The sequence below is a fragment of the Reyranella sp. genome, assembly GCF_965279625.1.
GTDB lineage: Bacteria > Pseudomonadota > Alphaproteobacteria > Reyranellales > Reyranellaceae > Reyranella.
In genome coordinates, this window is sequence record NZ_OZ257251.1 from 2,090,551 (window position 1) to 2,114,474 (window position 23,924).

Consider the following 23,924-nt stretch of genomic DNA (forward strand, 5'->3'; position numbering starts at 1 on the left):
GGACGGAACGAGGCGCGATCCCCCGGGATCGCGCCTTTTTCTTTGGAGCCGGCGCCAGATGCAGGAGACACACACCGTGGACAGTCCGAAGAAGAGCCGGCACGTCACCGATCATCTGGCCAACGAACGCACGTTCCTCGCCTGGATCCGGACGTCGATCGCGGTGATGACGCTGGGTGTCGCCATCAACCGCTTCGCGCTGTTCCTGATGGAAATGCACCAGATCGTGCCGCAGGTGCGCGATCTCGCCAACCGCCATGTCGAGAAGCTCGGGATCGGGCTGGTCATGCTCGGCATCGTCATGCTGGCCGGTTCGACCTGGCACTACCTTCATGTCGGCAAGACGATCGACGACGAGACCTATCGCCCGTCCGTCAAGGTCATGGTCGGCACGGCCATCGCGATCGGCCTGATCGGCGGCTCGACGCTGCTCTGGTTGTTCTAGCCCTTGCCCGGCGCCGATTGCGGCGCGGCTGGCGGACCGTCGGGCATGTCGAGCAACTCGCTCTCCGGCGCGCCGGCCTCGTAGGCTTTCACCAGCGCTTCGGGATCGAAGGCGATACCGATCGGGTTCTTCCTGAAGGCCTCGGTCTGGAAATAGGCGGCCGTCGCCTCCTTGGTCACGTAACGGTCGACCTGCAGTTCGACGCCGTTACCGTCGGGATCGCGATAGTAGATCGACACGGTCGGCCCGTGATGGATGCAGCGCGACGGCTCGATCCCCAGCGCCCTGACGCGTCGATAGGTCGAGAGCAGCGCGCCGATGTCGCCGAACGTATAGGCGACATGGGCCAGTCCCGAGGTCTGCGCATCGGGCGCCTTCAGTCCTGCGAGGTTCACGATGCCCAGCCGATGATGTTCGTCGTCATAGGTCAGAAAGCAGATGTACTCGGTGCGCTGGACGACGTGCATGTTGAGAACCGCCGAATACCAGTCGATCATCGGCTGCACGTTCGACGAGCGCAGCACGAAGTGGGCGAACAGGATCGGCGTGGCCGGCTTGTCCGACAGGCTCCGGCGGCGCGATGCGGTGTCGATCAAGGTATCCATGGTAATCTCCTCGTTCGAGGGCGCGTCAGTCGACGCAGCAGCTCATGCTGCTGGCGGAGGGCGGGACATCGAGCGCCGGATTTTCACTGAAGAATCCGGTGGGATGAAGGGCGAAACCGGCGGTGATCACGGGCTGGACCGGAAAATCCTCGGGACGCGGAATATGGTGCAGACCGAAACTGTGCCAGATCACGACATCGGTATCGACCAGCGGGCGATCCGAGGCCGTCCAGGCGGGCAACCCGTCGCCGCCGCTGCTCTGGTTGGGGTAGCGGCCGGCCGCGTAGATCTCGTCGGGATGGTAGGCGGTGACCCAGAGTTGCCGGGTCATGAAGGCCGCGCGCCGGGTCACCATCGACTGGGGATGTGAGAAGGTGGGGATCGGGCTCAACGGCAGCAACTTGTAGGCGGTGGGCTGGCCCAGCCGATTGCGGGCCTCCGCACTCTCGATCTTCCAGAAGCGCGCGGCGTTGAAGTCGACGTTGCGCTGCGCGCTCAGTTCGGTTGCCAGGACCGTCGCGCGCGTGGTGAAGGCATTGCCGTAAGGATTGTCGGCGTCCATGGGCAACGCCACGGTGTCGACCTCGACGACGCGGTTGCGCTCGCCGTCGACCGCCACGTCGAGGCGCATGTTGAAGACGTGCTGATGGTAGTGGGCATAGACGCCCGGCGACACGATCGTCCCATAGTCCGGCGCTTCGCCGGGCCGCAGGCCGGCGGTGTTCATGATACCGGTCGCCTTCATCTCGAAGTGGATCGAGCCGTCCTGGTGAAAGTACCAGAACGAGCCGTACTCGTAGTTGCCAATGGTCGAGATCGACGACACGACCAGCCGCCGGGCGCGCCTCACGTCGACCTCGCCCGTGAACAGGTCGGTATGCTTCCACAGGATGCCGAAATCCTCCTCGTGCAGACAAACCGCGCTCTCGATGCAGTAGGGATCGCCCTTGCTGTCGGCCAGCCAGGCGTCCAAGTATCGGATGGCGCCGAGACAGTCGCAGCCCAGCGTCAGGGAATTGGCCAGCACGCCGATGCCGTACTCGCCGACATCGAAGGCATTCTTGCGAAAATGCCCGCCGCCGGGGTGTCCGTAGGGCACGACCATCTCGGACAACGCGGCCCGGTGCAGCACTGACCGCAGCCGTCCCTCGTCCTCGTAGCCGATCGCATGCAGCACCAGTCCTTCGCGGGCATTGAAGCCGACGCGGAAGCGCCATTTCTGCCAGCGTACCTCGTTGCCCTCGACGACGAAGCTCGGGCCCGCCGGCTGGACGATTTCCAGCGGCTTCACGTCATCGCGAAAGACGCTTCGATAGCGGGCGGCATAGTTGCGATCGAGCCTCGGGACGTCGGCCACGCCGTAGTCGTCGACGCGCAGCACCTCGGCACGGTCGAGATCGACGACGGCACATAGGCCCTCGATGGGATGGGCATAGCCGTTGTCGTTCTTCTCGCTCCGGTACCAGCAGAAAGTATGCGAGAGCCGCCGGCCCTCTTCATCCGGCAGCCCGTAGTTGCCGGCAGACCAGGGGTCGACCTGGACGTTTTCGATGTCGGTGATGCCGCGACGGGCCAGCGCCTCGCGGAAGCGTGGATCGGCCCGCGCCACCTCTCCGACCAGCGCTATGTCGTCGAACAGGATGCGCGGCCGGACGCCGGGAACATGCCGCCAGTCCACGACCTTATCGGCGACGAGGTCCACGCGGGCCTCCCAGACCTGGCCGTTGGTGCGGTCGAAAGCGCAAACGAACGCCTCGCGCGGGAACGACGCTCCCGCCCGGAAGTCACTCACGACGCTCTTCTCGGGTTCTTGCAGGCTCACCGTCTCGAACATCATGCCAGGCCCGAGATCGTGTACCGTTCGCACCGCCATCGACGCTCGGCGGATCTCGTCGGGGCTCAGTGGATCGAGCGGATGGCGCGGCGCCGCGTGCGTCGGAGTCTCGGCGATGGCATCGGGCATGGTTTTCCCCCTCGACGGCATTGTCACGGTGACGATTGCGGAGCGCAAGACTCGCCGAGAGGCTGACCTGCAAAAGCAGTGCCTTGACCCTGAGCGTGTCTCAGCCTCCTCTGCAGGCACATGTCCGCTCCCGCCATCGATACCACTGACAGCCTGTCGCGCCTGATTCCGTCACGCACGGCGCGCGGCTTCTTCCTCGCCGTGCTGTCGGGCCTCTTCTTCAACTTCCTGAATGCCTCGGTGAAGGAGCTGGCGAGCGAGATGCCGCCGCTCTATGTCGCCTGGGGCCGCTGGGTGGCGGGCGTGGCGCTGATCGCGCCCTATCTCTTCTGGCGCGCCGGCCTCGCCGGCATGAAGACGCAGGACCTGAAGCTCCACTGCTTCCGCGGCCTCTTCCATACCTCGGGCTATGCGCTGTGGTACGAGGCCGTGGTCTGGCTGCCGCTCGCCACCATGGCGGCGCTGGGCTTCACCGGCCCGATCTTCGTCACCCTGGGCGCCGTGATCTTCCTGCGCGAGACGGTGCACTGGCGGCGCTGGCTGGCGGTCGGCATCGGCTTCGCAGGCATGCTGATCATCGTCAGGCCGGGACTCGTCACCGTGAACCCCGGCATCATCATGATGCTCTGCGCCGTGCCGCTGATCGCCGGCTCCAACCTCGTGGCCAAGGTCGTGTCGGGCCGCGACAAGCCCGCCGTCGTCGTGCTGTGGCAGAGCGTGATCGGCGCGATCTGCTTCACGCCGCTCGGCCTGTGGTTCTGGCAGACGCCGACCCTCGACCAGCTCCTGCTGTTCCTGGCGGCCGGCTTCTTCGGGACGATGGGCTATTTCTTCATCACCTGGGCGTACCGCCTGCTCGACATTTCCGCCCTGCAGTCCATCACCTTCCTCGGCATCGTCTGGGCCGCCTTGATGGACGTTGCGGTCTGGGGCAAGACCTCGGACATCTGGACCTTCGTGGGCGCGGCGATCATCGTGGCGTCCACGACATACATCGCCCACCGCGAGGCAAGAGCGGGGGCCGCCGCGGGAGGAAAGAAGAAATGACGGATCGTCTGGCCGGCAAGGTTGCGCTCATCACCGGCGGTGCCTCGGGCCTCGGCGCCAATGCCGCCGAACTCATGGCCAAGGAAGGCGCGCGCGTCGTGGTGGCCGACGTCGCGGTCGATCGCGGCAAGGCCGTCGCCGACCGGCTGGGCTCGGCCGGCCACTTTGTGAAGCTCGACGTCACCAGCGAGGACAACTGGAAGGCCGCGATCCAGGAAACCGTCGACAAATTCGGCGCCATCCACGTGCTGCTGAATTCGGCCGGCATCGGCCTCAGCAAGACGGTTGAGGAGATCACGCTCGAGGAATGGCGCAAGGTCCACGCGATCGATCTCGACGGCGTGTTCCTGGGCTGCAAGCACGGCGTCGCCGAGATCAAGAAGCACACGGCCCGCCTCGGTGGCTCGGTGATCAACATCTCGTCGATCTCCGGCATCATCGCCGGTGCCAACATGGCGGCCTACAACTCGGCCAAGGCCGGCGTCCGCTTGCTCAGCAAGTCGGTGGCGCTGCACTGTGCAAAGTCGGGCTACAACATCCGCTGCAACTCGGTGCACCCGACCTTCATCGACACGCCGATCCTAGACAAGTATCGCGACCGCTTCGGCCAGGACCTGATGCAGCAGAAGCTCGGCAAGCAGGTCCCGATCGGTCGCCTCGGCCGGCCCGAGGAAGTGGGCTGGGCGATCGTCTTCCTCGCCTCCGATGAATCGAGCTTCATGACCGGCTCGGAAGTGATCATCGACGGCGGCATCTCGGCGATGTGATTAAGTGTCGTCCTGAGCAATGCGAAGGACCTCACATGGCGGCCAGACGGCAACCGTGGTTGGCGTGAGATCCTTCGCTGCGCTCAGAATGACAAGGGGTTCAAATGCTGCTCAATCTCGACGGACGTAAGATCTACTTTGACTTGGCCGGGCCGCAGAATGCGCCGGCGGTCTGCTTCACGCATTCGCTGGCCGCCGATGGCGGCATGTGGACCGAGCAGCTGGTGCCACTTCTGGCCGCCGGTTATCGCGTGCTGCGCCTCGACATGCGCGGGCATGGCGGCAGCCAGCCGGTCGAGGGCGACTACACGATGGACGAGCTGGCGGGCGACGTGAAAGGTGCGCTCGACGTGCTGGGCATCTGGAAGGTCCACTATATCGGCCTGTCGATCGGCGGCATGATCGGCCAGGGCTTTGCCCTCGCTTATCCGGAGCGCCTGCACTCGCTGACCTTGTGCGACACCCACCCCTCCTCGCCCGACGATTCGGCGGGCCTGTGGGACCAGCGCAAGGCGGCCGTTCGCGAGAATGGCGTGAAGGCGCTGGCCGACGGCAACATGGAGCGGTGGTTCACCTCGGAGTTCAGGGAAGCCAATCCGACGCGCTGGAAGGAGATCCACTCGACCATCTGCGGCACGTCGGACCTGGGCTTCCTGGGCTGCGCCGCGGCCATCCAGAACTTCGACTATCTCGACCGGCTGCCGACCATCAAGATCCCGACCCTGGTGATCTGCGGCGACGACGATCCGGCGACGCCGCCCGATCGCAACAAGCTGATCGCCTCGAAAATCCCCGGCGCGCGCTACGAGGACATCGCCAAGGCCCGCCATCTGCCCAACGTCGAGCGGCCCGAGCCGTTCAACCGGCTCATGATGAGCTTCCTCGGCCTCAACCGCTAATCAGCGCCGCCGTTGCGCGCAAGGACCCACCATGGATTTCGCCTTTTCCGAAGACCAGCTCGCCATCAAGGACAGTGTCGCCAAACTCTGCGCCGGGTTCGACGACAAATACTGGCTGAAGAAGGACAAGGACGGCGGCTTCCCTGAGGACTTCTACCGCACGATGGCCGACGCGGGGTGGCTGGGCATCGCGATGCCGGAGGAATATGGCGGCTCGGGCCTCGGCATCACCGAGGCCTCGATCATGATGCAGGCGGTGGCCGAGTCGGGCGCCGCCCTGCAGGGCGCCTCGGCGATCCATCTCAACGTGTTCGGCCCCAACCCGATCGTCGTGTTCGGCACCGAGGAGCAGAAGAAGCGCATCCTGCCCGACATCATCAAGGGAAAGGTGAAGGGCTGTTTCGCGGTCACCGAGCCCGATGCCGGCCTCAACACCACGGCGCTCGAGACCAAGGCGGAGCGTGACGGCAACGGCTATGTCGTCCACGGCAAGAAGACCTGGACCACGACGGCGCAGGTCGCCGACAAGATGCTGCTGATCGCCCGCACCACGCCGAAGGAGAAGTGCAAGCGGCCAACCGACGGGCTGTCGCTCTTCTACACCGACTTCGACCGCAGCAAGATCGAGGTGCGCGAGATCGAGAAGATGGGCCGCAAGGCGATCGACACCAACCAGGTGTTCATCGACGGGCTGAAGGTGCCGCTCGAGGACCGCATCGGCGAAGAGGGCAAGGGCTTCCACTACCTGCTGCACGGTCTCAATCCCGAGCGCATCCTGATCGCGGCCGAGGCGATCGGCATCGGCAAGGTCGCTCTCGCCAAGGCGACGCAGTACGCCAAGGAGCGGGTCGTGTTCGGCCGGCCGATCGGCAAGAACCAGGCGATCCAGCATCCGCTGGCCGAGAGCTGGATGCAGCTCGAGGCCGCCAACCTGTTGACCTTCAAGGCGGCCTGGCTGTACGACAACGGCAAGGAATGCGGCGCCGAGGCCAATTCGGCCAAGTATCTCGGCGCCCGCTCGGCTTACGACGCCTGCGAGCGCGCGATCCTGACCCATGGCGGCTACGGCTACGCCAAGGAGTTCCACGTCGAGCGCTTCCTGCGCGAGGTCATGATCGCCCGCATCGCCCCGGTGAGCGAACAGCTCATCCTCTGCTATGTCGCGGAACGCGTGCTGGGACTGCCGAAGAGCTACTGAAAACGGGGCTAAGGCGGCCGATTGGGGCAAAAAGAGGGCGTCTGCAGACGATTGTATCGTTTGTATCCGCAACCCCTTGGCGATTCAGGACGTTTGTTTAGTACCTGATCGCAACCAATTCACGGGAGCCTCCCAATGACTCGCAACCAGCTACATGCCGGCCTGGCGCTGGGAAGCGCGTTCCTCATGGCAGGCATCGTGGCCTTCGCCCCGCCGGTTCCGCCCGCCTCGGCCCAGAGCCAGGCCGAGCGAATCTGCCGGGAGCAGGGCATTACGCCGAAGACCGAAGGCTATGAATACTGCCTGTCCCAGGCGACGCGCGCCCTGGAATGGGGCAAGCCCGAGATCGCCTATACGATGGCGCGGGTGACCGCCGACGCACGTGATTCCTGCCTCGAATCTGGCCTGTCGCCCGCCACTTCGGGCTACAAGAGCTGCATGGAGCGCGAGACTCACGCGCGCCGCCTGCTCGTGTTCACCGACGAGCCGCAATACGACCGGGACATCGCTCACCAGTAGTCGGTCTCGGATCCGCGGCAACTGTCCCGCGCGGCCGGCGTTCCTCGAGGAACAAGGAGCATTCCATGAATCGCCTCAATACGGTCTTCGCCGTGGTCGGCGCTGCCGTCGCCGTGGCCACGATGTCCCCGCAGGTTCACGCGCGGTCCGGCCACACCTTGGCCGTGGCAGAGAAAGCCTGCCTGGATCAGGGCATCAAGCCCCACTCGACCGCCTTTGAGAAATGTGTCGAGCGGGTTGCCGACGCCTATGACCGCACCGGTCAAATGCCGAAAGTGACGTGGCCCACCGCATCGATTGGCCAGGACGGGTTCCAGGCGATCTCCCAGGCGTGACCGTCGGGATCGGCCACATAACCACGAAAGCCGCCATGGGGCGGCGCATCGGCCGGCCGCAGCAGACGGCCACCCGACCACACGAGTTTGTCGAGAAGCGGCTGCACCGCGTCCTTGGCCGTTACGTTGTGAGCAAGGCTGAACGCACCCGGGACGTTGCCGGCCTGCCCTGAGTCCGCCGCGAGCGCGGCCGCAAGCCAGGTCGCGAGGACCATCCCGTTCATCTGGTAGAAGACGATTTCCTCCGATTCGAAAATTGGCTTCCAGCCGAAGCCCTTGACGTAGAAGCGCTTCGACCGCGCAGGCTCGGCGATACCGAGCGTGATGACGGCAATCTGTTGCTGCATCCTTCCCTCCCATGATCGCACAGCGGACGGTTTCTCAAACTACGACGAAGACCGATCTGCCATTTTGATCGATGTCGGCATAGGCTCGGCCCATGCAACCGCTCCCCTCTTCCGTCCTTCCCGCCGGCGTTCGCGCCCGTATCCTCCCCGGCATCAACGGCCTCGACATCCACGTGCTCGAAGCCGGCTTCGACAAGAAGGCGCCGGCCGTGATGCTGTTCCATGGTTTCCCGGAGATCGCCTATAGCTGGCGCAAGGTCCTGACGGCACTCGCCGACGCGGGCTATCACGCTATCGCCCCCGACCTGCGCGGCTATGGCCGCACGACCGGCTGGAGCGCCGACTTCGACGCCGACCAGATCGGCTTCCGCTTCACCAACCTTCTGCGCGACGCGATCGGCGTGCTCTATGCCCTGGGCCATCGCACGGCCGAGGCCGCGGTCGGACACGATTTCGGCTCCTCGGTCGCCTCCTATGCCTCGCTGGCGCGTCCCGACATCTTCAAGCGCATGGCGCTGATGAGCGCGCCCTTCCCGGGCCCGTCTTCCGTTCCCTTCGACACTGCCGGAAAGCCGGCAGCGCCCAAGGCACCGGACGTCCATGCCGCGCTGGCGGCGCTGCCACGCCCGCGCAAGCATTACCAATGGTACCAGTCGACGCGCGAGGCCAACGAGGAGCAGTGGCACGCCAAGCAGGGCCTGCACAATTTCCTGCGCGCCTACTATCACTACAAGAGCGCCGACTGGAGGGCGAATAAGCCCTACGAGCTGAAGGGCTGGACCGCCGAGGAACTGGCGAAGATGCCAACCTACTACGTCATGGACCTGGCCGAGGGCATGGCCGAGACCGTTGCCAAGCAGATGCCGACGGCTGAGGAGATAGCGGCCGCCCGGTGGCTCACCGACGACGAACTCGCGGTCTATGCCGGCGAGTATGAGCGCACCGGCTTCCAGGGCGGCCTCAACTGGTATCGCGCCCGCACCAGCGGTCGCGTGACGCCCGAACTCGAAATCTTCACCGGCCGCACCATCGACCAGCCTTCGACCTTCATCTCGGGCAAGACCGACTGGGGCAACTACCAGTCGCCCGGCGCGCTGGAGAAGATGCAGAAGAGCGCCTGCACCAACATGAAGGAAATCCACATGGTCGAAGGCGCCGGCCACTGGGTGCAGCAGGAACAGGCCGCCGAAGTGAGCCGCCTGCTGATCAAGTTCCTGAAGGAAACGAACGCCTGACCGAACTGGCCCGTGTTTCCGCGGGCGACGAGGCCGCGCTCCTCGCCCTCAACAACGCCCATGCCGTCGAGCTCTCCTGGCTCGACGCGCCGCGGCTGAACCACCTTCTCGGCCAGGCCTTCTACGCCCGGCGCGCGGGCAACGTCGCCGCCTTCCTCATGGCCTTCGACCAGGACGCCGACTACGACAGCCCCAACTACCTGTGGTTCCGCGCGCGCTACCCGCGCTTCGTCTATGTCGACCGCATCGTCGTCGCCCCGGCCATGCGCAAGCGCGGCCTGGCGAACCGCCTGTACGAGGATCTTTTCCGCCATGCCGCCGCCGCGGGCCACGATCGCGTCGTGTGCGAAGTGAACTCCGACCCGCCCAACCGGGCATCCGACGCCTTCCATGCGGCGCTCGGGTTCGCCGAAGTGGGCCACGCCGAGATCCATGGCGGCGCCAAGACCGTCCGTTATCTCGCCCGTTCCCTCGTCCCGGCACGCTGACACAGGAGGCTTCCCTTATGTCCGACCTCGCCGCTGTCGATTTGCTCATCGTCGATGTCATCACCGACAATCTGAGCGACACCTATGCCAGCAAGCCCGCCTTCGCGGTGTCGGAGATGGCCAACATCCTGAAGGCCGGCGCGCAGGAGATTTCCGGCGAGACGCTGCTGGTGGCCAATCTCGGCTACGGCTTGCGTCTCAGGACGAAGATCGGAGCGAAGCAGCACACGCTGCTGTTCGATACGGGAACCGAGGGCGCGGCCTTCATCCGCAACTGTCGCAACATGGCGATCGATCTCGGCGAGGTCGAGGAGATCGCCGTGACGCACGGCCACTGGGATCATATGGGTGCGCTTCCCGCCGCTCTCGATGCCATCGCCAGGCGCCGCGGCCGGGGCAGCGTGGCGGTCCACGTCAATCCCGACATGTTCAACGAACGCGGCGTGCTGCTGCAGGACGGCACGATCTTCCCGGCCGCCCGCGTGCCCACGCCCGCCCAGATGGAGACGCAGGGCGCGCGCGTCGTCAACGACGGCAAGGCGCGCACCCTGCTCGACGGCCACTTCTACTACAGCGGCGAGATTCCCCGGGTCAGCGCCTTCGAGAAGGGCCGTGAGGACCATCTCTGCCGCAAGGACAATTCCGAGGAGTGGCGGCCCGACCCATTCCTGATGGACGAGCGCATGCTGATCGTGAACGTGCGCGATCTCGGCCTCGTCGTGTTCAGCGCCTGCTCGCATGCCGGCATCGTCAATGTCTGCACCGAGGCGAAGCGCCTGTTCCCCGAGATTCCCATCTACGCGGTCATGGGCGGGCTCCATCTCGGCGGCGTGATGGAGCGTCTCATTCCACAGACGGTCGAAGCGCTCGAGCCTTTCGACATTGGACAGTTTATCACCGGCCACTGCACCGGATGGCGGGCGCTGCATGCGCTGGCCAACGCCTATGGCGATCGCGTCAGCCAGTCGGCCGTCGGCACGACCTACACGTTCGACGCCACCGTGCCGCCGCCGGCGCGTGAGACCAGGCCGCCGACGAAATTCGAGACAAAGCCGACCTGGTAAGCCAATAGTTCCGCCGCATCGCCTCTTCGCAGCAGCGGACATCGAATCTTGACCGAAGCGTCTCCCGGCCCCTTCTCTCTCGGCGCGCTTCGGGCCGCCGCCCTCGAAGGGCGGGAGCCACCGCCGCTGAGGTCGGTCGCACGCCTGAAATCGTATCGCTGGTTCGTCGTCGGCACGGTCTGCATCGGCGCCGTCATGGGGCAGGTCGATGCCAGCATGACCCAGGTGCTGCTGCCGCGGCTCGAGGTCGAGTTCGGCGCCCGCCTCGCCAGCGTGAGCTGGGTCGCCGTCGCCTACCTGCTCGCGCTCGCCTCCTTCATGCCGATCTTCGGGCGGCTATCGGACATGTTCGGCCGCAAGCTTCTCTACACCGCGGGATTCCTGCTCTTCATCGCGGGCTCGGCCCTGTGCGGCTACGCGACGAGCCTGCCCTGGCTGATCTTCTTCCGCGTGCTGCAGGCGATCGGCGGCGCGCTGATCACCTCCAACAGCGTCGCCATCGTCGTCATGATCATGGGACCCGAAGAACGCGGCCGCGGCCTGGGCCTTCAGTCGGCGGCTCAGGCGGTCGGACTGGGCGCAGGCCCGGCGATCGGCGGTTTCATCCTCGACACGCTGGGCTGGCAATGGGCCTTCTGGATCAATGTGCCGCTGGGCATTGCGGGCGCGATCCTAGGCTGGTTCGTGCTTCCCCAGACGGCCAGCCCGCCCACGCACGAACGCTTCGACTGGCGCGGCGCGATCCTGATCGCGCCGGCGCTGACCGGCTTCGTGGCGGCGCTGAACGAGCTGCACGCGCTCGGCCCGACCTCGCCGATCCTGTTCGCCTGTCTGCTGGTCGGCACCGTCTGCGCCATCCTGTTCGTGCGCACCGAGCATCGCAGCGCGAGCCCCTTGCTCGATCTCAAGCTGCTCACCAAGCCCGCCTTCCTGCTGGGCAACCTGGCAAACTTCACGTCCTACGCCACGCTGTTCGGCGTGTTCTTCCTCGTGCCCTTTGCCTTGGTACGCATCTATCAGGACACGGCCCTTGCCGCGGGTCTGCGCCTGTCGATCCTGCCGGTGATGCTGGGTCTGCTCGCGCCCGCGGGCGGCATGCTCTACGACCGGCTGGGCGCCCGCCTGCCGACCTGCCTCGGCATGCTGATCTGCATCGCCGGGCTCGCGACGCTCTACTTCTTCCTGGACGGCACGCCTGCGAATCTCTGGCTGGTCACGCTATCCTTGGCGGTCATCGGTGTCGGCCAGGGCCTCTTCATCTCGCCCAACAGCAGCGCCATCATGTCCGCGGCCCCGGCCGGCGAAACCGGTCAGGCGGGCAGCGTCCTGAACGTGATGCGCATGCTGGGCATGAGCACCGGCATCGCCGGCGCCTCCACCCTTCTTTCGCTCTCCCTTGGCAGCAGCAGCGGCAGCACGCTCGACCTGCCGACGGCAACGCTCGTCGCCGCCAGCCGCGATGCCATCCTTCTGCTGATCTGTCTCGCCGCAGTGGCGGGCCTGATCTCGCTGATCCGGCCCCGCGGCGTCGCTGGACGCGACGCCGGGGCCGTTCATCGAGATCAGATCGTCGAGTAATCAGGCGGCGAGCTTCTTTGCCGTCTCCGCGACCCGGCGGCCCTGGTAACGGGCGCCGACCAGCTCGTTCTCCGAGGGCTGGCGCTGGCCGGTGCCGCCGGCGATCGTGGTGGCGCCATAGGGGCTGCCGCCGGTGATCTCGTCGATCGTCATCTGGCCGGCGTGGCCATAGTCCAGCCCGACCACCACCATGCCGAAGTGCAGAAGGTTGGTGATGATGGAAAAGAGCGTCGTCTCCTGGCCGCCATGCTGGGTGGCCGTCGAGGTGAAGGCGCCGCCGACCTTGCCGTTCAGCGCGCCCTTGGCCCACAGGCCACCGGCCTGGTCGAGGAAGCTCGCCATCTGCGAGGACATGCGGCCGAAGCGCGTGCCGGTGCCGATGATCACCGCGTCGTAATCGGCGAGATCCTCGATCTTGGCGACCGGGGCCTTCTGGTCGAGCTTGAAGTGCGCGGCCTTGGCCACCGCTTCAGGCACGGTCTCGGGAACGCGCTTGATGTCGACCTGGGCACCGGCCTCGCGGGCGCCGGCGGCAATGGCTTCCGCCATCGTCTCGATGTGGCCGTAGGTCGAGTAGTAAAGAACGAGAACCTTGGTCATTTCAGTCTCCAGTTGTCGGTTGCGGTTGAGGGGTTGAGGAAAGGAAGGCTTCAGGCCGCGATCCGGCCCATCCGGCCGGCCTGATAGTCGCGGACCGCGCGCTCGAGCTCGTCGATCGAGTTCATCACGAACGGCCCGTGCCGCAGGATGGGCGCATCGAGAGGGTCGCCGCCGACCAGCAGGATCTCGCTGTCGGCCGTAGCCGTGATCTCGAGAGAATCACCGGCCGTCAGCCGTCCGAGCTGGCCCGCGTCGAGCCGACGCTCGTCGCCGCCGACGCGCACGGCGCCGACCATCACGTAGATTCCGAGTTCGCCCGGGCTGCTCACAGGAAGCTCCGCGCGGGCACCGTCCCGGAGCGAGGCGTGCACGACGAACGGCGCGCCTGACGTCGCGATCGGTCCCTGGAGATCACCCAGGCTTCCTGCCACGAGCCGCGCCACGACCCGCCCCTCGTCCGCTGTGATGGTCGGGATCTCCGACGCCTTCACGTGGCGATAGGCCGGCTCAGCATGCTTGCCGCCCTTGGGCATGTTGATCCAGAGCTGGACGCCATGGACGTGACCGCCCTCGCGGCGGAGCTGCTCGTCCGGGCTCTCGTCGTGGACCACGCCACGCCCGGCGCGCATCCACTGGACCTCACCCGGCCTCATGCTGCTGGTGTTTCCGAGACTGTCCTTGTGCGTCTGGCTGCCTTCCAGCAGCAGGGTCAGGGTCTCGATGCCCGCATGCGGATGCGCCGAGGCGCCCTTGGCCTCGCCCGGCCGCACGTCGATCGGGCCGAACTGGTCGAGGAAGATGAACGGGCCGATCGCCTCGTAGGCGTTCGACGGAATGGCGCGGCGCACTTCGAACCCGTCGCCTTCGAGAGTCCGGAACGCCTCATGGATGGAAACGAGCTGGCGCCCGCTTTTGCTGATGGTCGAAGCCGTCATGGCCGCTCTCCTTGGTACGACGGCTATGTAGGGGGTGAGCATTTGCCTGAAAATCCGTATAATATTGAATGATCTTTTCAGTTATTTAGACATGACGACAACGCCTGGCACCCCCTCCTTCGCCCAGCTTCAGGTCCTGCTTGCCGTGGTCGATGCCGGCAGCTTTGCTGCCGCCGCCCGTCGCCTCAACCGCGCGACCTCGGCGATCACTTACGCCATCGACAATCTCGAGGCGCAGCTCGGCCTGCCCCTGTTCGACCGGGTCGCCACCCGCAAGCCCGAGCTGACCCAGGCCGGGCGGGCCGTGCTGGCCGAGGCCCGCGCCGTAACGCACGGCGTCGACATGCTACGCGCCAAGGTGAAGGGCCTGCTCGAAGGGCTGGAGGCCGAAGTCTCGCTCGCCGTCGACGTCATGCTGCCGACCGCCCGTCTCGTCGACGCGCTGCAGGCTTTCCAGACGACATTCCCGACCGTGCCGTTGCGGCTCCATGTCGAAACGCTGGGCGCGGTCACACAGCTCGTTCTCGATGGCATGGCGACCATCGGCGTCAGCGGGCCGAACGTGGCGGCCGGCGGCACCGAGAGCATCGCCATCGGCGGCGTCCAGCTCGTGCCGGTCGCCGCGCCCTTCCATCCTCTGGCACGTCTCGGTGGGCAGGCCCGTGGCGCCGCGCGCGAGCACGTCCAGCTCGTCCTGAGCGATCGCTCGAAGCTGACCGAGGGCCAGGATTTCGGCGTGGTCGGCCCCAAGACCTGGCGACTCGCGGATCTCGGCGCCAAGCACGCGCTGCTGCTGGCCGGCGTCGGCTGGGGCAGCATGCCGGCGCCGATGGTGAGGGGCGACCTCGAGGCCGGCCGCCTCGTCGAACTCGATCTCTCCGACTGGTGGGCGGCGACCTATCCGCTGCGCGTACTGCACCGCATCGACAGCCCGCCCGGCCCTGCCGCGCACTGGCTGATCGAGCGCTTCAAGAGTCAGGTGTAGCGTTTAGCCACGCCACCGCGCGGCTTCGGCCGGATCGGCATTGCAGGCCGCAGCGACCAGCGCGGCCGTCAGCATCGTCGCCTGCCGCAGCTCGCTTTGGGCGACCTTGTCGCGCGTGTCGGCGGGCGTCAGCACGACGCGCAGATGGGCGTTGGGATCGTCGAAGCCCGCCACCAGCCGGATCGCCGGGATGCCACCCGCTGCGAAGTTCGCGTGGTCGGAATTGGTCATCAGCGGCCGCACGGTGCGCAGGGATTGGCCATTGGCCTCGGCAACGCCCAACAGGAAAGGCTCGACGCCGGCATAGCCGCTGGTGAGGGCAGCGAGGTTCGGGCTGCCCGCCACCGAATCGAGATTGACGTTGAGCGCGATCTTCGCGCGTTCCGCCTCGCTCAGCGCCTTCACATATTGCGCCGAGCCGGTCAGCGCCCATTCCTCGACGCTGAAGAACATCACCCGCAGCCCGCGCCGCCACTTCGCGACTTCCGGCGACAGCGCCCGCGTCACCGCCAGCACGGCGGCAAGCCCGGTGCCGTTGTCCATCGCGCTTTCGGCCAGATCGTGGCCGTCGACATGCGCCGACAGCACCACCCATTCGTCGGTCTGGCCGGGATAGTCGAAGACCAGCGTTTCGGTCTCGGCCGGCCCTTCCGCCGTCTCGATGGCGATCGTCACGGACGGGAAGCCGGTCGAACGGCGCGCCAGCTTCGCCGCCGTCTCGGGCGAAATGCCGAGCGCGGGAATGCCCTCGCCCGAGTCGCGGCCCGAGGAGCCCGCCACCACATGGCCCGCCAGCGGACCGCCGATCAGGAATCCCACCGCGCCATGAGCGCGCGCCATGTCGTACTTGCGGCGGCGATGGATCGTTCCCGCCGCGAACATCAGCTCGTGCCGCACCAGCACGATGCGGCCGGCGATCTCCGCCTTGTTCGCCTCGAACTCGTCAGGCGTGCCGCGCCCAAGGTCGATCACCTCGGCGGTGAGGCCCGGTGTCGCGATGGTGCGCACCAGCGGATGGCACGGCGCAAAGGCTCCGCCCGGCAGCTCGAGCGTCGCCGACCTGGGCTGCCAGCCATTGTAGGGGACCGGAATCGACCGGCCCGAATTGGCCGGCGAGGCCGCCCGCACCCTCTCCCGCAGCAACGCGAAGGCCTTCTTCTCGCTCTCGGTGCCCGAGAGACGGCCCCCGCAATCGCAGATGTCGTTGAAGTCGCGCCACAGCGCCTCGTCGGCCGCGAGGCGGCCCATCAGGTTGGCGTCGAGACGCATGTACTCACCCTTTCAGTTTGTCGTCGAGCATGTCGAGGAACGCCGTCGCCAGAAGCGAAGGTTCGCGGTCGCGGCGGTGGAAGGCGCCGATGTCGTATGTGACGGCGGGTTCGAAGGGCCGCGTCACGAAGCCGAGATGCTCGAAGCTGCGCGCCGACAGCGGATCGACGATCGACCAGCCGGCGCCCGCCGCCACCAGCCCGCAGAGGCTGGCGAAGAATTCGGCCTCGACCACGGCATTGATCGATACGCCCGCCGCCGAAAAGACGCTGCGGATGCGGTTGGGCACCTGATGCGACCGCGCCGGCATCACCATCGGATGCGGCCCGAGCAGTTGTGGCGTCAGAACCTTGCAGGAGGCGAGCGCATGGCGCGGCGGCAGGATCGCGACGCAGCGCATGCCGTAACGCCGGACCTGAACCTCGCTTTCGTCGATCGGCAGCTCGGCGATGCCGATGTCGAAGCTCTCGGTCGGCAGGAGCTGGCTCACCACGTCGGAATGGCGCGAGATCAGCCGCACCGCCACGCCGGGACGCTCGGCGAGGAACTGCGCCACGAGGTTGGGCAGGAGGGAAATGGCGGCCGAGGGATGGCTGGCGATCGTCAGCCGACCCGACTGGCCCTCGCGAATCTGCGCCGTCGCGGCCTGCAGCCGGTCGACCTCGCCCAGCACGCGACTTGCTTCCGCATAGAACAGCATGCCCTCGGGCGTCGGCTTCAGCCGGCCGTTGGCGCGCTCGAACAGGGAGAAGCCAACCGCCTCCTCCAGACGCGCGATCTGGGTGCTGACCGCGGGCTGGGTCACACCCATGGCGCCCGCGGCGGCGGTCATGGAGCGGTGATCGACCACCGCCCGGAAGGCTTCGAGGAGCTTGACGTCCATACTCTATAAACAGCCGTTATAGATCATTTTGTCTATTCTACCTGACTCTACTAGCAAAACTCCTGCCGATCCGGCAGGCTGTAATCCATCGGCATAGTAATTGCTTATGGAGTGTCATGAGCAGCACCACCCCTCTCATCCTTGCGGACGGCATCACCAAGCGCTTTGGCGCCAACCAGGTATTGACCCGCGTGTCGCTGGAAGTCCTGGAGCGCGACGTCGTCTGTGTCGTGGGTCCGTCGGGCTCGGGCAAGACGACGCTGCTGCGCTGCCTGGCGCTGCTGGAAGAGCCGAGCGAGGGCCGCGTGGTGATGGAGGGCGTGCCCATTTCGACGCCATCGCCGGACAAGCAGGTCAAGGCCGCCGCCCGTGACGTGCGCTCCGAGATCGGCATGGTCTTCCAGCACTTCAATCTTTGGCCGCACATGTCGGTGCTCCAGAACCTGATCGAAGCGCCGATCCGCGTGAAGAAGATGCCCAGGGACAAGGCCGTCGCCATCGCCGAGTCGCTGCTGAAGAAGGTCGACCTGTTCGAGAAGCGCGACGCCTATCCGGCGCGCCTGTCCGGCGGCCAGCAGCAGCGCGTGGCGATTGCCCGCGCTTTGGCCATGTCGCCCAAGGTCCTGCTGTTCGACGAGGCAACCAGCGCGCTCGATCCCGAGCTCCGCCGCGAAGTGCTCGCCGTCATGCGCCAGCTCGCGCGCGAGGGCATGACCATGCTGGTGGTCACGCATGAGATGGGCTTCGCGCGCCATGTCGGCACGCGCACCGTGTTCATGGATCGAGGCGAGATCGTCGAGGCGGCGCCGGGTTCGGCGTTCTTCGATGCGCCGCAGACGGAGCGCGCCCAGCGCTTCCTGCAGCAGTTCGCGGATGAGTGATGGGGAAGGTCAACAAGGGAGACCGATGATGGGTGTAGCAAGGATATTGGGTGCGCTCGCGCTGGCCGGCACGGTTGGCGCATTTTCGATCACGGGCGCGCAAGCGCAGCAGACGCAGTCGCGTCTCTTCGAGATCACCAAGAGCAAGAAGCTGCGGGTCTGCCAGTTCCCGCTCTACTATTCGATCTCGTTCCGCAACTCCAAGACCGGCGAGATCGAAGGCATCGACGCCGACCTCGCGAAGGAACTGGCCAAGGAACTCGACGCCAAGCTCGAGATCGTCGAGTCGAGCTTCGGTTCGTTCATCGCCGATCTGCAGGCCGGCAAGTGCGAAATCGGCATGTTCGGTGTCGGCGCCACGATGAAGCGCGGCCAGGCCGTCGAATTCTCCAAGCCGTACCTGCTGACCAACCTCTACGCGGTTACCCGCAAGGACAGCAAGATCAAGGAATGGAAGGACATCGACCAGAAGGGCGTGAAGGCCGCGGTGTCGCTCGGCAGCTACATGGAGCCCTTCATGAAGGGCTACGTGAAGAACGCCGAGGTCGTCTCGGTGGCGCCGCCCAACACGCGTGAGGCCGAGCTGGTCGCACAGCGCGTCGACGTCATCATCACCGACTTCCCGACCGCCATCAAAGTGACTGACGAATTCGACTGGGCGACCTACATCCTGCCCAACGAGAAGCTGGCCATCACGCCATACGCCTACGTCGTGCCGCAGGGCGACCAGATCTGGCTGAACTACGTCAACCTGTTCGTCGACACGATCAAGCTCGACGGACGGCTGCTGAAGTACGCCAAGAAGCACAAGCTCGACCCGATCGTCGCGCCGTAATCAAGCTTGCCTCCCCATTCAAATGGGGAGCGTCAGCGTCTTACGCTGACGGAGGGGCCATGACCCCTCCGTCGCCGCAAGCGGCGCCACCTCCCCATTTGAATGGGGAGGAAAAGTGAGGAGTGGATGTTCAAATACCAATTCCGCTGGGACACGGTCTGGGGAAGCTTCGACTTCCTGATGGGCGGCCTGCAGATGACGCTGATCATCTCGGCCATCACCCTGGTGCTGGCGATGCTCGGCGGGCTGGTCATCGCGCTGCTCGACATGTCGCGCTTCCGGGTGCTGCGCTGGATCGGCATCTCGATCGGCGAGGTCGTGCGCAACACCCCGATCCTGGTGCAGCTCCTGTGGGTCTACTACGTGCTGCCGATCGTGTTCGGCGTGCGTATCGAGGCCCTGGTCGCGCTGATCATCGGCCTCGCCCTCTATCAGGCTTCCTTCATCTCCGAGGTCTATCGTTCCGGTATCCAGAGCGTGCCCAAGGGCCATCGCGAGGCCGCGCAGGTGCTGGGCCTGACGCCGCTGCAGTCGTTCAACCGCATCGTGCTGCCGCAGGCGATCCGCATGACGCTGCCGCCGCTCGCCTCGAACTTCGTGCAGCTCATCAAGTTCTCCTCGCTGGGCGCCGTCATCTCGGTGAGCGAGATCACCCGGCGCGGCATGGAGCTCTCGGCCACCAACTTCCGGCCGCTCGAGACCTTCACCTTCATTGCCGTGGTCTACTTCTTCATCTGCTGGCCGCTCGCCATGGCCATCCGCTTCTGGGAACGAAGGCTGCAGGCCCGCTAATGTCGTCGAAAGTCCGTACCGAACTGGCGCGCCGCGTCGAGGGCTCGCTCGACCGTCTCATCGAAGTGACGCAGCGGCTGGTGGCCATCGCCTCGCCCAACCCGCCGAGCGACACGTTCGACGTGGCCGCGGTGGCCGAAGCGCTGCTGCGCGAGATTCCCGGCATCGAGATCGAGCGGGTCGAACCGGAGCCGCGCATCGTCTCGCTGATCGGCCGCATCCGCGGCCGCGCGCCGGGGCGCCGCCTGATCTTCAACGGCCATCTCGACACCTTCCCGCTACTCGAGAACCTGCCCTGGACCGTGCCGCCGCTGGGCGGCGTGCTGAAGGACGGCAAGCTCTACGGTCGAGGCGTCTGCGACATGAAGGGCGGCATCGCCTGCTCGCTGCTGGCCGCCTTGTTGTTGGCCGAAAACCGCGATGCCTGGGACGGCGAGATCGTGCTCACCCTGGCCGGTGACGAGGAGAATATGGGCTCGCTGGGCTCGGGCTATCTCCTCCAGAATTTCCCGCATGCCGCCGGCGATGCCAACATCTGCGGCGATGTCGGCTCGCCCAAGGTCGTGCGGTTCGGGGAGAAGGGCCTGATGTGGGTCGAGATCGAGACCACGGGCTCCCCCGCCCACGGCGCCCATGTCCACAAGGGCACCAACGCCATCGACCGGCTGCGGACCGCGCTCGACTACCTGAAGCAGCTCGAGGACGTGCCCTTCCAATCGCCGCCGGTCGTCACCTCGGCGATCGGCAAGGCCAAGCCCATCTCCGAGCCGCTGTCGGGCGCCGGCGAAGCCGACACGCTGTCGAGGGTCACGGTAAACATCGGCACCATCGAGGGCGGCACCTCGCCCAACCTCGTGCCCACGCATGCGATTGCCCGCGCCGACATCCGCCTGCCGGTCGGCATCACGACCGATGTCCTCGCGGCGAAGCTCGACGAATGGCTGGGACCGCTCGAAGGCGTGAGCTGGAAGGCGATCCGGCGCTTCGAGCCTTCTTTCACCGATCCCGGCCATGAGATCGTGACACGCACCGCCTCGGTCGCCGCCGAAGTGCTGGGCGAGACACCTGCCGTCAACATGAGGGTCGGCGGCTCGGACTCGCGTTGGTATCGCATGTTCAACGTGCCGACCGTGGTGCTGGGCCTCACGCCCTTCAACATGGGCGGCGCGGACGAATATGTGCTGGTCGACGAGCTGCTGGCCGTCGCAAAGATCCACACACTGGTCGCCTACGACTTCCTTTCCGCGGAGCTTTGACATGGACCGTCTGTCCGACGACGAGCTGTTCACCCTACCCATGACCTTCATGGGCGTGCCCTACGGACGGCCGGGCCCGGCAAACAAGGCCGCGATCCTCGGCATCCCGTTCGACTGCGGCACCAACATGCGCATCGGCGCGCGCGGCGGCCCCGACTCGGTGCGCCAGCAGTCGCAGTTGATGCGGCGCTTCAATCCGACCAATGCCGACTTCGATCCCGCGACCGCGCTGGGTCTGGTCGATTGCGGCAACGTGAAACTCACGCCCTCAAAGATCGTCGATGCCTTCGAGCGGATCGAACAGGCCGCCGACCGCATCGTCGAGGCCGGCGCGGTGCCGATCACCATCGGCGGCGACGGCTCGGTCACCGTTCCCGTCGCCCGCGCCGTCGGCAAGAAGTACCCCAAGATGGCCGCGCTCCACATTGATTCGCACACCGATTCGTACCCCTACGGCTCGGAGGAGAAGTACAACTCCGCCACCCAGTTCACCCATGTCGCCGAGGAAGGCCTCGTCGATCCCGAATTCTCCTGGCATGTCGGCATCCGCAGCACGACCTACGCGCAGGGCGTGGTGCCGCGCGCCATGAGCCTGGGCTACAAGGTCGTGTCGATCGACGAGTTGATCCGCGGCGGGTTCGCCCAGCGCATGGCCGAGTTCCGCGACAAGGTCGGCAAGCGGCCGGTCTATCTCTGCTTCGACATGGACGTGTTCGACCCGTCCTGCGCGCCCGGCGTCTGCACCCCTTCATGGGGCGGGCTCAGCGCCCGCGAAGGCATCGACCTGCTGCGCTGCCTCACGGATCTCAACATCGTGGCCGTCGACGTAAACACGGTGAGCCCGCCGCAGGACGTCAACGGCATGGCCGCCCACCTCTGCTCACACGTGATCTACGAGACGCTGGTGCTGCTGTGCCGTCAGATGGGTCTGGCGGAGGCTCAGTAGTAAATACGCACGACCTCATCCTGAGGAGCGCGAATCGCGCGCGTCTCGAAGGATGGGCCACAGACTCGGTGCTCGTTCCCATCCTTCGAGACGGCCGCTGCGCGGCCTCCTCAGGATGAGGTTATTGGTGGGAGACGCAGCGCGCTACCGCAGGTACTTCGCGAAGAACGCCTTCGTCCGCGCCTCCGCGTCGGGAGCGGCGACGGTGTCATAGGCGAGATGGTGCTGCTTGCCCGCCGCTCCCGGCACGTTCCGGTCGGCGACCTTCGAGTCGAAGCTGTGATAGGCGTTGGGGTAGTAGACCGCCTCGACGAGGTCGCCGCGTCGCAAGCCCAGGACCAGGCTCCGGCAGCGATCGGCCGGCGTCCAGTCGTCCTTGTCCCCCGCCAACAGCAGTACCGGGATGTCGATGCCGCCATCGAACTGCGGGTTGCAGCCGGGATAGTAGGCGACGCCAGCCGTCAGGCCGCGTTGCGCCAGCCCGAAATTCTTCTGCGCCGAGCGGATCACCGTCGAGCCGCCATGGCTGTGGCCGATGATGCCGACCTTTCCCTTCACCACGTCGGGCCGCGTCGCCAGATAGTCGAGCGCGCCCGCGATGTCGGCCACGCGCATGTTGGGTGTCACCACGTTGGGCGTCGTGCACACGGCCTTGGTGCCGCGCGGGCCGAAGGAATCCGGCGCCAGCACGAGATAGCCCCAGCTCACCAGCAGCTTGCCCCAGCCGTTCGTATGCGGGTTCGTGCCGGCGCAGCTGTGCGCCAGGATGATCGCCGGAAACGGTCCGTTGCCCGGCGGCTTGTAGACCCAGCCCTTCACCTCCGGTCCGGCCTGGCTGCTGCCGACGGTAACGCTGGGGAAGCTCACGGACTGCGCCCAGGCAGGACCGCCCAGGGCCACGAGAAGGACAATCACGAACAGACGGATCATGTCGCACCTCATCCGCTGGGGGCGCGCCACTCCAGTGGCGCGTCTTCGTTTGATGCAGACAATGATCGCGCCACTGGAGTGGCGCGCCCCAGCTCACTCCGGCTGGATGCCCGCCAGCTTGGCGATTTCGCCCCAGCTCACCAGCTCCTTTTTGATCCGCTGGGCAAAGGCGTCCGGCGCCTCGCCGCCCGGCAGGCTCGACAGGTCGCGGATCTTGGCCTGCATCTCGGGCTCGGCCAGGACCGCCACGACATCGTCGCGCATGCTGTTGGCGAGCGCGGGCGACATCTTGCCCGGACCGAACAGCGCGAACCAGGCGGTCGTGTCGACGCCCGGCGCGCCCGCCTCGGCGATGGTCGGGATGTCCTCGAGGCCCGGCAACCGCTTGGTGCCGCTCACCGCCAGCATGCGCAAGGTGCCCGCGCGATGGTGCGACATCACCGTGAGCGGGCTGGTGAAGCCCACCGGGATGTGGCCGCCGGCCAGCTCCTGCATCATCGGCGCGGCGCCCTTGTAGGCCACGTTCTCGATCTGCAGCCCGCTCTTCACGCGGAACAGCTCGCCCACCATGCGGGTCGTGTTCTCGGTGCTGCCGAACTGATACTTGCCAGGATTGGCCTTCGCCGCCGCCATGAACTTTTCCATCGAGTCCATGCCCGCCTTGGGCGAGCCGATCAGCGCGAGCGCCCCCTCGATCAGCGGCGTCACCGGCGTGAAGTCGCGTTCGGTGTCGTAGGGCAGGACCTTCGTGGTGTAGGGATTGATCGTGTGGGCGCTGGTCGTGACCAGCAGCGTGTAGCCATCCGGCGGGGCCTTCGCCACGATCTCGCTGCCCAGGATGCCGCTGGCGCCGCCCTTGTTGTCGATGATGACCGTCTGCTTCCACCGCTCCGCGAGGCGCGGGATGACGAGGCGCGCCACCAGGTCGGTACCGCCACCCGCCGGATAGGGCACCACCACCCGGACCTGCTTGGTCGGATAGTCCTGCGCGCGGACGATCGCCGGCGCCATTCCGAACGCCGCACCCGCGGTGCCTGCAGCCACGAACCCGCGCCGCGTCATGCCTGTCATGCAATCCTCCCGTTCCATTTCCTTGGCGACAGACTAGGGTCAATGCGGGAG

Annotated in this window: 26 protein-coding genes; 17 read left to right on the forward strand and 9 right to left on the reverse strand. The window is 66.3% G+C overall.

From position 1 onward, the window contains the following. Positions 1-76 precede the first annotated feature (76 nt). Positions 77-445 carry a YidH family protein gene (locus ACQY78_RS10170; RefSeq protein ID WP_428685211.1) on the forward strand — a complete coding sequence of 123 codons (369 nt, stop codon included), beginning with the start codon at positions 77-79 and terminating at the stop codon, positions 443-445. On the opposite strand, the gene ACQY78_RS10175 is transcribed toward ACQY78_RS10170, so the two are convergent. Then, positions 442-1,050 carry a VOC family protein gene (locus ACQY78_RS10175; protein WP_428685213.1) on the reverse strand — a complete coding sequence of 203 codons (609 nt, stop codon included), beginning with the start codon at positions 1,048-1,050 and terminating at the stop codon, positions 442-444. The two genes, ACQY78_RS10170 and ACQY78_RS10175, sit on opposite strands and share 4 nt — an antisense overlap. A 25-nt stretch (positions 1,051-1,075) precedes the next feature. Further along, the gene (locus tag ACQY78_RS10180) at positions 1,076-3,013 is read right to left on the reverse strand and encodes a primary-amine oxidase (protein WP_428685215.1); all 1,938 of its coding nucleotides are present in this window, start codon (positions 3,011-3,013) and stop codon (positions 1,076-1,078) included. Between the two features lie 120 nt (positions 3,014-3,133). Between ACQY78_RS10180 and ACQY78_RS10185 the strand changes: the two genes are divergently transcribed. The 6 genes from ACQY78_RS10185 (at position 3,134) to ACQY78_RS10210 (ending at position 7,778) form a co-directional block, all read left to right on the forward strand. Further along, complete coding sequence (locus ACQY78_RS10185; RefSeq protein WP_428685216.1) at positions 3,134-4,060, forward strand: DMT family transporter; 927 nt, start codon at positions 3,134-3,136, stop codon at positions 4,058-4,060. Next, the gene (locus tag ACQY78_RS10190) at positions 4,057-4,827 is read left to right on the forward strand and encodes an SDR family oxidoreductase (protein WP_304853707.1); all 771 of its coding nucleotides are present in this window, start codon (positions 4,057-4,059) and stop codon (positions 4,825-4,827) included. The genes ACQY78_RS10185 and ACQY78_RS10190 overlap by 4 nt, the downstream gene beginning before the upstream one ends. Positions 4,828-4,931: 104 nt before the next feature. Continuing rightward, positions 4,932-5,726, forward strand: coding sequence for a 3-oxoadipate enol-lactonase (gene pcaD / locus ACQY78_RS10195; protein WP_428685219.1), 795 nt, complete (start codon positions 4,932-4,934; stop codon positions 5,724-5,726). Positions 5,727-5,757: 31 nt separating this feature from the next. After that, positions 5,758-6,924, forward strand: coding sequence for an acyl-CoA dehydrogenase family protein (locus ACQY78_RS10200; protein WP_428685221.1), 1,167 nt, complete (start codon positions 5,758-5,760; stop codon positions 6,922-6,924). Positions 6,925-7,059: 135 nt separating this feature from the next. Then, a complete protein-coding gene (locus tag ACQY78_RS10205) occupies positions 7,060-7,443 on the forward strand; it encodes a hypothetical protein (RefSeq protein WP_428685223.1) in 384 nt (127 codons plus the stop codon). 65 nt (positions 7,444-7,508) lie between these two features. Continuing rightward, on the forward strand, positions 7,509-7,778 hold the full coding sequence (locus ACQY78_RS10210) for a hypothetical protein (RefSeq protein ID WP_428685225.1): 270 nt from the start codon (positions 7,509-7,511) through the stop codon (positions 7,776-7,778). Here the strand turns inward: ACQY78_RS10210 and ACQY78_RS10215 are convergent. Beyond that, positions 7,706-8,125 carry a VOC family protein gene (locus tag ACQY78_RS10215; RefSeq protein WP_428685227.1) on the reverse strand — a complete coding sequence of 140 codons (420 nt, stop codon included), beginning with the start codon at positions 8,123-8,125 and terminating at the stop codon, positions 7,706-7,708. The two genes, ACQY78_RS10210 and ACQY78_RS10215, sit on opposite strands and share 73 nt — an antisense overlap. Positions 8,126-8,217: 92 nt before the next feature. Between ACQY78_RS10215 and ACQY78_RS10220 the strand changes: the two genes are divergently transcribed. Genes ACQY78_RS10220 through ACQY78_RS10235 form a run of 4 tightly spaced genes read left to right on the forward strand, consistent with a single transcriptional unit; the run spans position 8,218 to position 12,490 of the window. Next, complete coding sequence (locus ACQY78_RS10220) at positions 8,218-9,360, forward strand: alpha/beta fold hydrolase (RefSeq protein WP_428685229.1); 1,143 nt, start codon at positions 8,218-8,220, stop codon at positions 9,358-9,360. Continuing rightward, positions 9,357-9,848: a GNAT family N-acetyltransferase gene (locus ACQY78_RS10225; protein ID WP_428686353.1), complete on the forward strand. Its 492-nt coding sequence runs from the start codon at positions 9,357-9,359 to the stop codon at positions 9,846-9,848. Before ACQY78_RS10220 ends, ACQY78_RS10225 begins: the two co-directional genes overlap by 4 nt. A 17-nt stretch (positions 9,849-9,865) precedes the next feature. After that, complete coding sequence (locus ACQY78_RS10230) at positions 9,866-10,912, forward strand: MBL fold metallo-hydrolase (protein WP_428685231.1); 1,047 nt, start codon at positions 9,866-9,868, stop codon at positions 10,910-10,912. Between the two features lie 48 nt (positions 10,913-10,960). Continuing rightward, positions 10,961-12,490, forward strand: coding sequence for an MFS transporter (locus ACQY78_RS10235; RefSeq protein WP_428685233.1), 1,530 nt, complete (start codon positions 10,961-10,963; stop codon positions 12,488-12,490). On the opposite strand, the gene wrbA is transcribed toward ACQY78_RS10235, so the two are convergent. Further along, positions 12,491-13,090, reverse strand: a complete 600-nt coding sequence (wrbA, locus tag ACQY78_RS10240; RefSeq protein WP_428685235.1) for an NAD(P)H:quinone oxidoreductase — start codon at positions 13,088-13,090, stop codon at positions 12,491-12,493. A 50-nt stretch (positions 13,091-13,140) separates the two neighbouring features. Beyond that, entirely contained in the window at positions 13,141-14,025 is an 885-nt protein-coding gene (locus ACQY78_RS10245; protein ID WP_428685237.1) for a pirin family protein, read from the reverse strand. Between the two features lie 91 nt (positions 14,026-14,116). Between ACQY78_RS10245 and ACQY78_RS10250 the strand changes: the two genes are divergently transcribed. Beyond that, positions 14,117-15,010, forward strand: coding sequence for a LysR family transcriptional regulator (locus ACQY78_RS10250; RefSeq protein WP_428685239.1), 894 nt, complete (start codon positions 14,117-14,119; stop codon positions 15,008-15,010). A gap of 3 nt (positions 15,011-15,013) precedes the next feature. Here ACQY78_RS10250 and ACQY78_RS10255 read toward each other — a convergent pair whose 3' ends face one another. Both ACQY78_RS10255 and ACQY78_RS10260 read right to left on the reverse strand, forming a co-directional pair. Then, positions 15,014-16,279 (reverse strand): M28 family peptidase, encoded by a 1,266-nt coding sequence (locus ACQY78_RS10255; RefSeq protein ID WP_428685241.1) that lies wholly within the window; start codon positions 16,277-16,279, stop codon positions 15,014-15,016. A gap of 4 nt (positions 16,280-16,283) precedes the next feature. Continuing rightward, positions 16,284-17,162 carry a LysR family transcriptional regulator gene (locus tag ACQY78_RS10260; protein ID WP_428685243.1) on the reverse strand — a complete coding sequence of 293 codons (879 nt, stop codon included), beginning with the start codon at positions 17,160-17,162 and terminating at the stop codon, positions 16,284-16,286. Between the two features lie 116 nt (positions 17,163-17,278). On the opposite strand from ACQY78_RS10260, the gene ACQY78_RS10265 reads away from it, so the two are divergent. The 5 genes from ACQY78_RS10265 to ACQY78_RS10285 all read left to right on the forward strand — a co-directional run bounded on the left by ACQY78_RS10265 (position 17,279) and on the right by ACQY78_RS10285 (position 21,872). Continuing rightward, positions 17,279-18,043 (forward strand): amino acid ABC transporter ATP-binding protein, encoded by a 765-nt coding sequence (locus tag ACQY78_RS10265; protein ID WP_428685245.1) that lies wholly within the window; start codon positions 17,279-17,281, stop codon positions 18,041-18,043. A 28-nt stretch (positions 18,044-18,071) separates the two neighbouring features. Continuing rightward, positions 18,072-18,878, forward strand: a complete 807-nt coding sequence (locus ACQY78_RS10270; protein WP_428685247.1) for an ABC transporter substrate-binding protein — start codon at positions 18,072-18,074, stop codon at positions 18,876-18,878. Positions 18,879-19,004: 126 nt separating this feature from the next. Continuing rightward, complete coding sequence (locus ACQY78_RS10275; protein WP_428685249.1) at positions 19,005-19,670, forward strand: amino acid ABC transporter permease; 666 nt, start codon at positions 19,005-19,007, stop codon at positions 19,668-19,670. Beyond that, positions 19,670-20,926: a M20/M25/M40 family metallo-hydrolase gene (locus ACQY78_RS10280; protein WP_428685251.1), complete on the forward strand. Its 1,257-nt coding sequence runs from the start codon at positions 19,670-19,672 to the stop codon at positions 20,924-20,926. Before ACQY78_RS10275 ends, ACQY78_RS10280 begins: the two co-directional genes overlap by 1 nt. A 1-nt stretch (position 20,927) precedes the next feature. Beyond that, entirely contained in the window at positions 20,928-21,872 is a 945-nt protein-coding gene (locus tag ACQY78_RS10285; protein WP_428685253.1) for an arginase family protein, read from the forward strand. Between the two features lie 144 nt (positions 21,873-22,016). On the opposite strand, the gene ACQY78_RS10290 is transcribed toward ACQY78_RS10285, so the two are convergent. After that, complete coding sequence (locus ACQY78_RS10290) at positions 22,017-22,802, reverse strand: dienelactone hydrolase family protein (protein WP_428685255.1); 786 nt, start codon at positions 22,800-22,802, stop codon at positions 22,017-22,019. A 93-nt stretch (positions 22,803-22,895) separates the two neighbouring features. Next, the gene (locus ACQY78_RS10295) at positions 22,896-23,873 is read right to left on the reverse strand and encodes a Bug family tripartite tricarboxylate transporter substrate binding protein (RefSeq protein ID WP_428685257.1); all 978 of its coding nucleotides are present in this window, start codon (positions 23,871-23,873) and stop codon (positions 22,896-22,898) included. Positions 23,874-23,924: the final 51 nt, after the last annotated feature.